Annotated in this window: 13 protein-coding genes and 1 riboswitch; of the genes, 8 read left to right on the top strand and 5 right to left on the bottom strand. The window is 50.7% G+C overall.

Translation table 11 applies throughout. The features are described from left to right. The first annotated feature begins 42 nt into the window (after window positions 1-42). The 3 genes from tolC to OGX89_RS02385 all read left to right on the top strand — a co-directional run bounded on the left by tolC (window position 43) and on the right by OGX89_RS02385 (window position 3512). Window positions 43-1521 carry an outer membrane channel protein TolC gene (tolC, locus tag OGX89_RS02395; protein ID WP_126957673.1) on the top strand — a complete coding sequence of 493 codons (1479 nt, stop codon included), beginning with the start codon at window positions 43-45 and terminating at the stop codon, window positions 1519-1521. Between the two features lie 147 nt (window positions 1522-1668). Further along, the gene (locus OGX89_RS02390) at window positions 1669-2346 is read left to right on the top strand and encodes a DUF1190 family protein (protein ID WP_003024591.1); all 678 of its coding nucleotides are present in this window, start codon (window positions 1669-1671) and stop codon (window positions 2344-2346) included. Window positions 2347-2351: 5 nt separating this feature from the next. Then, entirely contained in the window at window positions 2352-3512 is a 1161-nt protein-coding gene (locus OGX89_RS02385) for a glutathionylspermidine synthase family protein (protein WP_003828411.1), read from the top strand. Window positions 3513-3597: 85 nt separating this feature from the next. Here OGX89_RS02385 and ygiD read toward each other — a convergent pair whose 3' ends face one another. Beyond that, a complete protein-coding gene (gene ygiD, locus OGX89_RS02380) occupies window positions 3598-4386 on the bottom strand; it encodes a 4,5-DOPA-extradiol-dioxygenase (RefSeq protein WP_126317407.1) in 789 nt (262 codons plus the stop codon). Window positions 4387-4533: 147 nt separating this feature from the next. Here ygiD and zupT point away from each other — a divergent pair, with 147 nt between their 5' ends. Continuing rightward, the gene (gene zupT / locus OGX89_RS02375) at window positions 4534-5307 is read left to right on the top strand and encodes a zinc transporter ZupT (protein WP_003024600.1); all 774 of its coding nucleotides are present in this window, start codon (window positions 4534-4536) and stop codon (window positions 5305-5307) included. 65 nt (window positions 5308-5372) lie between these two features. Here zupT and OGX89_RS02370 read toward each other — a convergent pair whose 3' ends face one another. Continuing rightward, on the bottom strand, window positions 5373-5549 hold the full coding sequence (locus OGX89_RS02370) for a hypothetical protein (RefSeq protein ID WP_003828416.1): 177 nt from the start codon (window positions 5547-5549) through the stop codon (window positions 5373-5375). Between the two features lie 397 nt (window positions 5550-5946). Here OGX89_RS02370 and assT point away from each other — a divergent pair, with 397 nt between their 5' ends. The 3 genes from assT to dsbI are packed head-to-tail and all read left to right on the top strand — an operon-like array spanning window position 5947 to window position 9127. Further along, complete coding sequence (gene assT, locus OGX89_RS02365) at window positions 5947-7743, top strand: arylsulfate sulfotransferase AssT (protein ID WP_126957671.1); 1797 nt, start codon at window positions 5947-5949, stop codon at window positions 7741-7743. 23 nt (window positions 7744-7766) lie between these two features. Beyond that, complete coding sequence (locus OGX89_RS02360; protein ID WP_126957669.1) at window positions 7767-8435, top strand: thiol:disulfide interchange protein DsbA/DsbL; 669 nt, start codon at window positions 7767-7769, stop codon at window positions 8433-8435. A 14-nt stretch (window positions 8436-8449) separates the two neighbouring features. After that, the gene (dsbI, locus tag OGX89_RS02355) at window positions 8450-9127 is read left to right on the top strand and encodes a protein-disulfide oxidoreductase DsbI (protein ID WP_003828423.1); all 678 of its coding nucleotides are present in this window, start codon (window positions 8450-8452) and stop codon (window positions 9125-9127) included. 84 nt (window positions 9128-9211) lie between these two features. Here the strand turns inward: dsbI and ribB are convergent, their stop codons facing one another. Then, entirely contained in the window at window positions 9212-9865 is a 654-nt protein-coding gene (gene ribB / locus OGX89_RS02350) for a 3,4-dihydroxy-2-butanone-4-phosphate synthase (protein WP_003828424.1), read from the bottom strand. A 106-nt stretch (window positions 9866-9971) separates the two neighbouring features. After that, a riboswitch (FMN riboswitch) is annotated at window positions 9972-10121 on the bottom strand. Window positions 10122-10253: 132 nt separating this feature from the next. On the opposite strand from ribB, the gene ubiK reads away from it, so the two are divergent. After that, window positions 10254-10550, top strand: a complete 297-nt coding sequence (gene ubiK / locus OGX89_RS02345; protein ID WP_003828426.1) for a ubiquinone biosynthesis accessory factor UbiK — start codon at window positions 10254-10256, stop codon at window positions 10548-10550. A gap of 33 nt (window positions 10551-10583) precedes the next feature. Here the strand turns inward: ubiK and glgS are convergent, their stop codons facing one another. After that, a complete protein-coding gene (gene glgS / locus OGX89_RS02340; protein ID WP_008785836.1) occupies window positions 10584-10790 on the bottom strand; it encodes a cell surface composition regulator GlgS in 207 nt (68 codons plus the stop codon). A gap of 296 nt (window positions 10791-11086) precedes the next feature. Then, entirely contained in the window at window positions 11087-12520 is a 1434-nt protein-coding gene (hldE, locus tag OGX89_RS02335; RefSeq protein ID WP_003828429.1) for a bifunctional D-glycero-beta-D-manno-heptose-7-phosphate kinase/D-glycero-beta-D-manno-heptose 1-phosphate adenylyltransferase HldE, read from the bottom strand. Window positions 12521-12561 lie beyond the last annotated feature (41 nt).

The raw sequence follows: 12561 nt of genomic DNA, 5'->3' as shown, positions 1-12561 counted from the left end.
TTTACAATTTGATCAGCGCTAAATACTGCTTCACAACAAGGAATGCAAATGAAGAAATTGCTCCCCATCCTTATCGGCCTGAGCCTGTCGGGGTTCAGTACTTTGAGCCAGGCAGAAAACCTGATGCAGGTTTATCAGCAAGCACGCCTGAGCAACCCGGAATTGCGTAAATCCGCCGCCGATCGCGATGCTGCATTCGAAAAAATTAACGAAGCGCGTAGTCCATTGCTGCCGCAACTGGGTTTAGGTGCCGATTACACCTACAGCAATGGCTACCGTGATGCAAATGGCGTCAACTCCAATGCAACCAGCGCATCTTTGCAGTTAACTCAGTCTATTTTTGACATGTCTAAATGGCGTGCCCTGACGCTGCAAGAAAAATCAGCGGGCATCCAGGACGTGACCTATCAGACCGATCAGCAAACGCTGATCCTGAATACCGCCACAGCCTATTTTAACGTATTGAACGCAATTGACGTGCTTTCTTATACCCAGGCACAGAAAGATGCGGTCTATCGTCAGTTAGATCAGACCACTCAGCGTTTTAACGTTGGCCTGGTTGCCATCACTGACGTACAGAACGCCCGTTCACAATACGATACTGTACTGGCGAACGAAGTTACCGCGCGTAACAATCTGGATAACGCGGTAGAACAGCTGCGCCAGGTAACCGGTAACTACTACCCGGAACTGGCTTCACTGAACGTTGATGGTTTTAAAACCAACAAACCGCAGGCGGTGAACGCGCTGCTGAAAGAAGCAGAAAACCGCAACCTGTCATTATTGCAGGCCCGTTTGAGCCAGGATCTGGCACGTGAGCAGATTCGTCTGGCGCAGGATGGTCATTTACCGACTCTGAATTTGACTGCCTCTACCGGCGTTTCTGACACCTCTTACAGCGGCTCTAAAACCAACACCTCCCAGTACGACGACAGCAACATGGGCCAGAACAAAATTGGTCTGAGCTTCTCGCTGCCGCTGTATCAGGGCGGAATGGTTAACTCGCAGGTGAAACAAGCGCAGTACAACTTTGTTGGCGCGAGCGAACAGCTGGAAAGCGCGCACCGCAGCGTGGTGCAAACCGTGCGTTCTTCGTTCAACAACATTAATGCTTCCATCAGTAGCATTAACGCGTACAAACAAGCGGTTGTCTCGGCCCAAAGCTCTTTGGATGCGATGGAAGCCGGCTATTCCGTAGGTACACGTACCATCGTGGATGTGTTGGATGCCACCACCACGCTGTACAACGCCAAGCAGCAACTGGCGAATGCGCGTTATACCTATCTTATTAACCAGTTAAACGTCAAATCTGCGCTCGGTACGCTGAACGAGCAAGATCTGGTAGCACTGAACAATACGCTGGGTAAACCCGTATCCACGACTCCGGATACGATCGCGCCGGAAAACGCGCAGCAAGATGCCGCGGCGGACGGTTATACGTCCAACAGCGCGACGCCTGCAGCTCAGCCAACGGCCGCGCGTTCAACCAGCAGCAACGGCAACAACCCGTTCCGTAACTGATGCTGATGACGGGGCTTCGGCCCCGTCTGAACGTAAGACAACGTAAAGATCCGCCTCTTCTTCCGCATTCTCGCCTCTTCCCGCTTCAATTTCGACCAGTCATCCTCTATTCTGAGCAGAGTTACCACTGGGTACTGGAAGACATAAATGAAACGGACAAAATCTATACATCACGCCTCGTTCCGCAAAAGCTGGAGCGCGCGCCATCTGACTCCTGTCGCCCTGGCAGTTACCGCTGTGTTTATGCTCGCGGGCTGTGAAAAGAGCGACGAAACGGTTTCGCTTTATCAGAACGCTGACGACTGCTCTGCAGCTAACCCGGGTAAAAGCGCCGAATGTACTACTGCGTTTAACAATGCGCTGAAAGAAGCTGAACGTACCGCGCCAAAATACGCCACTCGTGAAGACTGTATCGCTGAATTCGGCGAAGGCCAGTGCCAGCAGGCTCCTGCGCAAGCAGGTATGGCGCCGACCGGTGAAGGCCAGGCTCAGGCGCAGAATCAAAGCAGCGGCAGCTTCTGGATGCCGCTGATGGCGGGCTACATGATGGGCCGACTGATGGGCGGCGGAATGGGCGCTCAGCAACCGCTGTTCAGCTCGAAAAACCCAGCCAGCCCGGCTTACGGCAAATACACGGATGCCAGCGGTAAAAACTACGGTGCAGCAACGCCGGGTCGCACCATGACCGTACCGAAAACCGCTATGGCACCGAAACCTGCCACCACCTCTACCGTAACCCGCGGCGGATTTGGTGAGTCTGTGGCCAAACAGAGCACCATGCAGCGTAGCGCAAGCGGCACCACCACACGTTCAATGGGTGGCTGATCGTCATGGAAAGAGTCAGTATTGTTGAGCGCCCGGACTGGCGCGACAAAGCCACCGAATACGGTTTCAATTTTCACACGATGTACGGCGAGCCGTACTGGTGTGAAGACGCGTACTATAAGCTCACCCTTGCTCAGGTCGAAAAGCTGGAAGAGGTCACCGCAGAGCTGCATCAAATGTGCCTCAAGGTGGTGGAAAAGGTCATCGCCAGCGATGAGTTGATGACCAAGTTTCGCATTCCGAAGCATACCTGGGGCTTTGTCCGCCAGTCCTGGCAGACGCAGCAACCGTCGCTCTATTCACGTCTCGATCTGGCATGGGACGGCACGGGTGAACCCAAGCTTTTAGAAAACAACGCCGATACGCCAACCTCGCTGTACGAAGCCGCGTTTTTCCAGTGGATCTGGCTGGAAGATCAGCTCAATGCGGGCAACCTGCCGGAAGGCAGCGATCAGTTCAACAGTCTGCAGGAAAAACTGATCGAGCGTTTCACCGAGCTGCGTGAGCAGTATGGTTTTCAACTGCTTCATCTGACCTGCTGTCGTGATACGGTGGAAGATCGCGGTACGATCCAGTATCTACAGGATTGCGCGGCCGAAGCTGAGATCGCTACAGAATTCCTCTATGTAGAAGATATTGGTCTTGGTGAAAAAGGTCAGTTCACCGACATGCAGGATCAGGTAATCGCTAACCTGTTCAAGCTCTATCCATGGGAATTCATGCTGCGTGAAATGTTCTCCACCAAGCTGGAAGATGCTGGCGTTCGCTGGCTGGAACCGGCCTGGAAGAGCATTATCTCCAATAAAGCACTGTTGCCGCTGTTATGGGAAATGTTCCCGGACCATCCGAACCTGCTGCCAGCGTACTTCGCCGAAGACGATCATCCGCAGATGGATAAATTCGTCGTCAAACCGATCTTCTCACGCGAGGGGGCTAACGTCTCCATTGTTGAGAACGGTAAAACGATCGAAGCAGTGGAAGGGCCGTACGGTGAAGAAGGTATGATCGTGCAGCAGTTCCATCAGCTACCGAAGTTTGGCGACAGCTATATGCTGATTGGCAGCTGGCTGATCAACGATCAACCAGCCGGGATCGGCATTCGTGAAGACCGCGCGTTGATCACACAGGATCTGTCACGTTTCTATCCGCATATTTTTGTCGAATAATTGAGAGTGCCGGGTGGCGGCTCCGCCTTACCCGGCCTTCAGCATGAACTTATTGCCCGATAAGCGCAGTGCCATCGGGCATTCATCATCCAACCTGCACCGACAACATACTTAAACTTCCCATCTCAATACCATCTACCGGGATCGTGACAGACTCTTTACCGTCCCATGCCCCGAGTACATACAGCAGCGGCAGATAGTGATCCGGCGTCGGGTTTGATAACGATCCACCTTCATGATCGAGATAGTTCACCAATGGGTGCTGCTCAACCGGTCCCTGCCATGTCAGGTTTGCCTTAACATAATCATTGAATGAAGTCGCCCACGGATAAGGCGTGTTCTCACCGTGCCAGCGCGCAGTGCGCAGGTTATGCACCACGTTACCACTGGCCACCAGCATAATGCCCTCATCACGCAGCGCCGCCAGCTTACGGCCCATCTCAAAATGCCATGCCGCGGGTTTGGTGCTATCAATGCTCAGTTGCACCATCGGAATATCCGCATTCGGGTACATCTTGATCAGCACGCCCCAGGAACCGTGGTCAAAACCCCACGCTTCTTTGTCCAGGGTAACAGGCACTGGAGCAAGCAAGTTAACCAGATGCTGTGCCAGTTCAGGCGAACCAGGAGCCGGGTAATGGGTGTCATATAATGCTTGCGGAAAACCGCCAAAATCGTGGATCGTTTTGGGGGCTTCCATCGCAGTCACACCCGTTCCACGGGTGAACCAGTGCGCCGAGACCACCACAATGGCTTTCGGACGCGGCAACGTTTCCCCCAGTTGCTGCCAGGCACGGGTATAAACGTTATCTTCCAGAACATTCATCGGGCTACCGTGGCCCAAAAACAATGCTGGCATACGAGTTGAAGACATGATGATATCCTTACTGAGGGAGTCATTTTGATACCACCACAATACGCTTATTCGGTTGATGAAGAACTCAGATAACCATGATGAAGATCATCAGTTATTTTGACGATCCAACCCGGACAGCAGATTGATAAGGAGTTTTATTTGTCGATGTCAGTACCTTTACTTCTGACTTTACTGGCAGGTGCCGCCACGTTTATCGGCGCATTTCTCGGCGTGTTAGGGCAAAAACCGTCTAACCGCGTTCTCGCCTTTTCTTTAGGCTTCGCCGCCGGGATTATGCTACTGATCTCCCTTATGGAGATGCTACCTGCTGCGCTGGCCGCTGAAGGTATGTCGCCAGTGCTGGGCTACGGAATGTTTATCGTCGGCTTACTGGGCTACTTTGGTCTGGACCGTCTATTGCCGCACGCGCACCCTCAGGATCTGGTACAAAAAACAACGCAGCCTCTACCCGGCTCTATTAAACGCACCGCGATTTTATTAACGCTCGGCATCAGCCTGCACAACTTTCCTGAAGGGATTGCGACGTTTGTTACCGCCAGTAGCAACCTTGAGCTGGGCTTTGGTATTGCCCTCGCCGTTGCATTACACAATATTCCTGAAGGATTAGCGGTGGCGGGTCCCGTCTATGCCGCCACAGGCTCCAAACGTACGGCGATATTCTGGGCAGGGATTTCAGGTATGGCAGAAATACTGGGCGGCGTACTGGCGTGGTTAATTCTCGGTAGCCTTATATCACCGGTGGTAATGGCGGCAATAATGGCGGCTGTCGCAGGTATTATGGTGGCGCTGTCCGTCGATGAATTGATGCCGTTGGCAAAAGAGATCGATCCCAATAATAATCCCAGCTATGGGGTGTTATGTGGAATGTCGGTGATGGGGTTAAGCCTCGTCATCCTCCAGTCGATGGGAATCGGATAATCCAGAGGGCGGATGCCACTCTGCAAATTTACAGCATCCGCTCATCCATAGCAGAATATGAAGGACTAATCCTGTTCCTTAATCGCGCTGTTATCTTCACCAGAACGGCGAAAGAGTTTGTTTCGCGCTTCAAGTAAGGCATCTCTGTCCTGGCGGAATGCCCGACAATAACGTTTCATATGACAATAATAACCCACCGCAACGAGTGCGATTAATACAATCCAATACCAGGCAATAAACATTCTTCTACCCTTAAAATTTAACATCATTAAACATTTAACGTTAAAATTTTACACAACCTTATTCTGACATACTCATATAGTGGCATATTTCAGAAACAAATATATGATTTCGATCATATAAATCAGCGGCTAAGCTATTAGCCAAACTCGTTATAAACAATTAAAACAATGTCGACAAGATCACACTACGCAATAATAAATATTGTTCTTAAAATATCGCACTCATACTATCCAGAAAATAATAAAAATTAGCTCCTGCAGAATAATACATTTCATCAACATTAATTAATACATTGTGAAATGTAGCATTAGTAATACCATTTTATTTTATCAAAATAGTAAAAACATAATATATTCAGCAAAATTATATTTATAGGTAATATAAGGAGATATATCCATGTTTACACAATACCGAAAAACACTTCTGGCTGGGACTCTGGCACTGACATTTGGATTGGCAGCAGGAAACTCTCTTGCCGCTGGTTTTCAACCGGCCCAGCCTGCAGGAAAATTGGGCGCAATAGTAGTTGACCCTTATGGAAATGCCCCGCTTACTGCGCTGGTTGAATTAGATAGCCACGTTATTTCAGATGTTAAAGTTACCGTCCATGGTAAAGGTGAAAAAGGCGTTCCGGTGACTTATACCGTCGGCAAAGAGTCGCTCGCCACGTACGATGGCATTCCTATTTTTGGCCTTTATCAAAAGTTCGCAAATAAGGTAACCGTTGAATATAAAGAAAATGGCAAAACCATGAAAGATGATTACGTGGTTCAAACATCCGCCATCGTTAATCACTATATGGATAACCGCTCTATATCTGATTTACAGCAAACAAAAGTGATTAAAGTAGCACCGGGTTTTGAAGATCGCCTTTATCTGGTGAATACCCATACCTTTACCCCGCAGGGTGCAGAATTCCACTGGCATGGTGAAAAAGATAAAAATGCCGGCATCCTGGATGCGGGTCCGGCTGGCGGCGCACTCCCTTTTGATATCGCACCCTTTACCTTTGTCGTCGATACGGAAGGCGAATATCGGTGGTGGCTGGATCAGGACACCTTCTATGACGGCCACGACATGGATATCAACAAGCGCGGCTACCTGATGGGTATTCGTGAGACACCGCGCGGCACATTCACCGCCGTACAAGGCCAGCACTGGTATGAATTCGATATGCTGGGCCAGATTCTGGCCGACCATAAACTACCGCGCGGATTCATGGATGCATCACATGAATCGATCGAAACGGTCAATAACACTGTATTGCTGCGCGTAGGTAAACGCGACTATCGCAAAGAGGATGGTCTTCACGTGCATACCATCCGCGACCAGATTATTGAAGTCGATAAATCTGGACGTGTTGTTGACGTGTGGGATCTAACCAAAATTCTCGACCCGATGCGTGACGCGCTGCTGGGTGCGCTGGACGCAGGCGCGGTATGCGTCAACGTGGATCTCGCTCACGCAGGCCAACAGGCGAAACTGGAGCCAGATACCCCCTATGGTGACGCCCTCGGCGTTGGTGCGGGCCGTAACTGGGCTCACGTCAACTCCATTGCCTATGACGCTAAAGATGACTCCATCATTCTTTCTTCCCGCCATCAGGGTGTCGTCAAAATCGGTCGCGATAAACAGGTGAAATGGATTCTGGCACCGTCTAAAGGCTGGAATAAGTCGCTGGCAAGCAAATTGTTAAAACCGGTTGATGATAAGGGCAATGCGCTGAAGTGTGATGAAAACGGTAAGTGCGAGAATACTGATTTCGATTTTACCTACACCCAACACACCGCCTGGCTCTCCAGCAAAGGAACGCTAACCATCTTTGACAATGGCGATGGGCGTGGACTCGAACAACCGGCGCTACCAACAATGAAATATTCCCGGTTCGTCGAATATAAAATTGACGAGAAAAAAGGAACCGTTCAGCAAATTTGGGAGTACGGGAAAGAGCGCAGTTATGATTTCTACAGTCCTATCACGTCGGTAATTGAATATCAAAAAGACCGCGACACCATGTTTGGATTTGGTGGTTCTATTAATTTATTTGACGTTGGACAGCCAACCACCGGCAAAATCAACGAAATTGACTACAAAACAAAAGAAGTCAAAGTCGAAATTGATGTCCTTTCCGATAAACCAAACCAAACGCACTACCGCGCATTACTGGTTCGCCCACAACAAATGTTTAAATAGTATCGTTAGATTAAGGATTAATTATGTCATCTAAATGGATTACTTCATTATTTAAAAGCGTGGTATTAACGGCGGCGCTGGTAACACCATTTGCAGCATCGGCTTTTACTGAAGGTACTGACTATATGGTGCTGGAGAAACCGATTCCCAATGCTGATAAAACGTTGATCAAAGTATTCAGCTATGCCTGCCCATTCTGCTACAAATATGATAAAGCCGTGACCGGCCCGGTGTCAGAAAAAGTTGCCGATCTCGTCGCCTTCACACCTTTTCATCTTGGGACCAAAGGAGAATACGGTAAACAGGCCAGTGAAGTATTTGCAGTAATGATTGCGAAGGATCAGGCCGCAGGGGTCTCATTGTTTGACGCCAAATCACAGTTCAAAAAAGCCAAGTTTGCTTACTACACTGCCTACCACGACAAGAAGGAACGCTGGTCTGACGGTAAAGATCCCGCTTCATTCATCAAAACAGGGCTGGATGCTGCGGGTATGAGTCAAGCAGACTTCGAGAACGCCTTAAAAGAACCCGTAGTTCAGGAGACCTTGGAAAAATGGAAAGCGGCCTATGATGTTGCCAAAATCCAGGGGGTTCCGGCTTACGTCGTCAATGGTAAGTACCTGATCTACACCAAAAGCATCAAATCGATTGATTCCATGGCTGAGCTTGTCAGAGAGCTGGCGACAAAATAAACAGGGAACCGGCTATGGATTTTATCAAAGGATTGTGGCGAGACTTATGTACCGCACCGGTTGATACCCTGGTGAGATGGCAGGAGCGACGCTTTTTGTGGTTGCTAATGGCTTGTGCCATGGGTGGGTTAATTATTCTGGCGCACTCGTTCTTCCAAATCTATCTCTACATGGCCCCTTGCGAGCAATGTGTATACATCCGCTTTGCCATGTTTGTGATGGTTTTCGGTGGGCTGATCGCGGCAATAAACCCTAAAAACCTCATCCTAAAACTGGTCGGCTGCATTGCGGCATTTTATGGCAGCATTATGGGAATTAAGTTTTCAATCAAACTTAATGGCATCCATTATGCAGTACATAACCCGGACCCGGATTCACTCTTTGGTGTACAGGGATGTTCCACCGATCCGACATTCCCTTTCAATTTGCCGCTGGCAAACTGGGCTCCAGAATGGTTTAAGCCCACTGGAGATTGCGGCTATGACGCACCTGTCGTTCCCGATGGCGTAGCGCTCAGCAGTACGCAAAAGTGGTTTGTCGATCTGTACCAGCAGTCCGAAGGCTGGTATCTGCTCCCGCCATGGCATTTTATGAATATGGCGCAGGCCTGCCTGCTCGCCTTTGGTTTGTGTTTAGTGCTGTTGCTGGTAATGAGCGGAGCCTGGGCACTTAAACTGGCCAGAAAAAAATAGCCAGGCCGCAATAACAAAAAACCGAAGCCAGAAAACTGACTTCGGTTTTTTTATCCCCACCACGGTTGTCGCGGTAGTCAGCAATTAGCTGGCTTTGCGCTCATGCGCCTGACGGTAAGCCACCAGGTCTTCGATAGTAACCACAGCCATATTATGCTTACCGGCAAATTCGATGCATTCTGGCGCACGCGCCATGGTGCCATCGTCATTGGTCAGTTCGCACAGCACACCCGCCGGTTTAAACCCTGCCAGCGTCATCAGGTCGATGGTTGCTTCAGTATGACCACCGCGGGTCAACACGCCACCTGCCTGAGCACGCAGCGGGAAAACGTGCCCCGGACGGTTAAGATCGGAAGGTTTAGCGCCATCCTTAATTGCCGCACGTACCGTAGTAACACGGTCTGCAGCGGAAACGCCGGTGGTCACGCCTTCTGCGGCTTCAATGGTCACGGTAAAACCGGTACCGTAAGCGCTGGTGTTGTTTTCCACCATCATTGGCAGATCGAGCTGTTTGCGTCGGTCTTCAGTGATGCACAGGCATACAATACCGCTACCGTGACGGATGGTCAGCGCCATCTGTTCAACAGTCATGGTTTCTGCCGGGAAAATCATATCGCCTTCGTTTTCACGGTCTTCGTCGTCAAGCACCATTACACCGCGTCCTTCACGCAGCGCAGACAGCGCATGTTCAACACGTTCGAAAGGCGTACCAAAAGAGGAAAGTAGCGTCTGATTCATGGTAAAAAAACCTCACTAAAATTATGGTTACCAGAATCAGGGCAGTCTTAGGAGTACCGTCTAAGCGGCAAAAAAATAACGTGAGCGGGTCCATGCCCGACTGGATCGTTACTCTCTCCCATCCGGACTCTAACCGTCGGCCCCGGAATTACACCGGATCTGCTGACCTTTTTGCCGTAACAAAAAGCGCTCGCGGGCTTTCAACATCAGTTGATTTACCGCCGGTGGGGAATTTCGCCCCGCCCTGAGAATAAGCGGGTTAACTATAACGCTATTGATTACCTTCATCAACGCCTTTACTCGTCTTAGCTTCACACAATTCTGGTTTATGCCTGTGCCAGTTCGCACTACAATAGGCAGCAACACGTACCAGTTCAGGGAAACCACAATGATTGACCCGAAAAAAATTGAGCAGATTGCTCGTCAGGTTCACGAGTCGATGCCGAAAGGGATCCGCGAGTTTGGCGAAGACGTCGAGAAGAAAATTCGTCAAACGCTGCAGTCACAGCTGACCCGTCTGGATCTGGTAAGCCGCGAAGAATTCGATGTACAGACTCAGGTTTTATTGCGCACGCGCGAAAAGCTGGCGATGCTTGAGCAACGTCTGACTGAGCTTGAATCACGTGATAAAACGGCAGAAATTAAACCTGCCCCCGCGATCCCGTCAGTCGATCCGCAAGAGTAAAAACGACAACGGGCCGCAAGGCCCGTTTTTCTGTTAGTGTTCCAGTTCTAGCTTCCTGGCTTCCGTCGCCTGCTGGCAGTACAGCGCATAGCGTTTGCAAAACCAGCTACGATGTTCTTCATCCATATTCCCGGTTATCGCCTGGATATCAATGGGATGGCCCTCAGCCTGCATCCTGGCAAAACTACGGGCCAGGAAATCGAAATTGTTTAGTGAATACATATTGCTGTTCATGAGCATACCCTCCAGTTATTGAATATCTGCTAAGGCCATATGCTTTTTCTAATTTCAGTATTTCCCTGGATACGAAGTTATTCTGTACATATTGTGCGCAAAACTACTGCGCGGGTTCACAGTTTCCTATGAAATCTAAGAAGGCTTGAAGTATGGCGGGTATATCAGGGAAAGAGGCGCAGCGGCTGAAGAATAAAGCGAAAAAAAGCCGGATTGTGACGCGCAAACGTCTTATCCGGCCTGTAATCGGTACATCCTGTAAGCCTGAAGGAACTTCGCTTATCCGGCTATCAGGTCAGGGTTCACTTATCGCTGTCTTTCTGGATCTTCTTGATGATATTAGTCGTGGAGCAGCCATCTTCGAAGTTCAGCACCAGCACTTCACCGCCGTTCGCCCACACCTCTTCACTGCCCGCAATCTGCTCCGGCTTATAGTCGCCGCCTTTGACCAGCAGATCCGGCAGAATGCCAGCAATCAGACGCTGCGGCGTATCTTCTTCAAAAGAGACCACCCAGTCGACAGATTCCAGCGCGCCCAGTACGATCATACGCTGTTCCAGCGGGTTGACCGGACGCGTTTCACCTTTCAGACGTTTGGTCGAAGCATCGCTGTTGACCGCCACGATCAGGCGATCGCCCAGCTTGCGCGCATTCGCCAGATAGGAAACATGGCCCGCATGCAGGATGTCGAACACACCGTTGGTCATTACCACTTTCTCGCCGCGCTTGCGGGCGCTGGCAACGGCCTGTTTCAGCTCCGATTCGCTCATCACGCCAAAGCCAGTATCAGCCCGACCGCGCACGGCGTTTTCCAGCTCGATCGGTGAAACGGTAGAGGTCCCCAGCTTACCAACGACAACACCGGCTGCGGCGTTAGCAAAATAGCACGCCTCTTCCAGTGAGTTACCCGCCGCCAGCGTCGCCGCCAGCACGCCAATAACCGTATCGCCTGCACCGGTCACGTCATACACTTCCTGCGCCTGCGTCGGCATATGCAGCGGCGATTTGCCCGGTTGCAGTAACGTCATCCCCTGCTCGGATCGCGTGATCAGCAGTGCGGAAAGGTCGAAATCAGCAATCACTTTCATGCCGCGTTCAACCAGTTCATCTTCGCTTTTGCACTTGCCCGCCACCGCTTCAAACTCAGACAGGTTCGGCGTCAGCAGCGTTGCGCCACGGTAGCGTTCAAAATCGGTTCCTTTCGGATCGATAAGCACCGGCACCCCAGCCTTACGCGCCAGAGCAATCATCTGCTGCACGCTTGCCAACGCGCCTTTGGCGTAGTCGGAGAGCACCAGAGCACCGATAGAACCCAGCGCCTGGTTAATACGCTCGTGCAGCGGCTGCGGATCCACACCTTCAAAACCTTCTTCGAAATCCAGGCGAATCAGCTGCTGATTGCGGGAAAGCACGCGCAGTTTGGTGATCGTCGGATGGGTCGGCACGGATACGAAATCGCATTTTACGTTTACATCCGTCAGCGTTTTGCTCAGCGCACGCGCCGCGTCGTCAATACCGGTCAGGCCCACCAGGCGCGAATTCGCTCCCAGAGAGGCAATGTTCATCGCCACGTTTGCTGCGCCACCGGGACGTTCTTCGATGGTATCCACTTTTACCACCGGAACAGGCGCTTCAGGTGAAATACGGCTGGTAGGACCGTACCAGTAGCGATCCAGCATCACATCACCGACAACCATGACTCCTGCACGTTCAAACTCTGGCAGAGTTACTTTCATTCCTGTCTCCTGAGAGATTCTCTGAGTGTCTTAAAATTTGC

Source organism: Citrobacter sp. Cpo103, assembly GCF_030332605.1.
GTDB classification, from domain to species: Bacteria; Pseudomonadota; Gammaproteobacteria; order Enterobacterales; family Enterobacteriaceae; genus Citrobacter; species Citrobacter portucalensis.
This window is presented reverse-complemented; position numbering and strand designations above follow the sequence as displayed.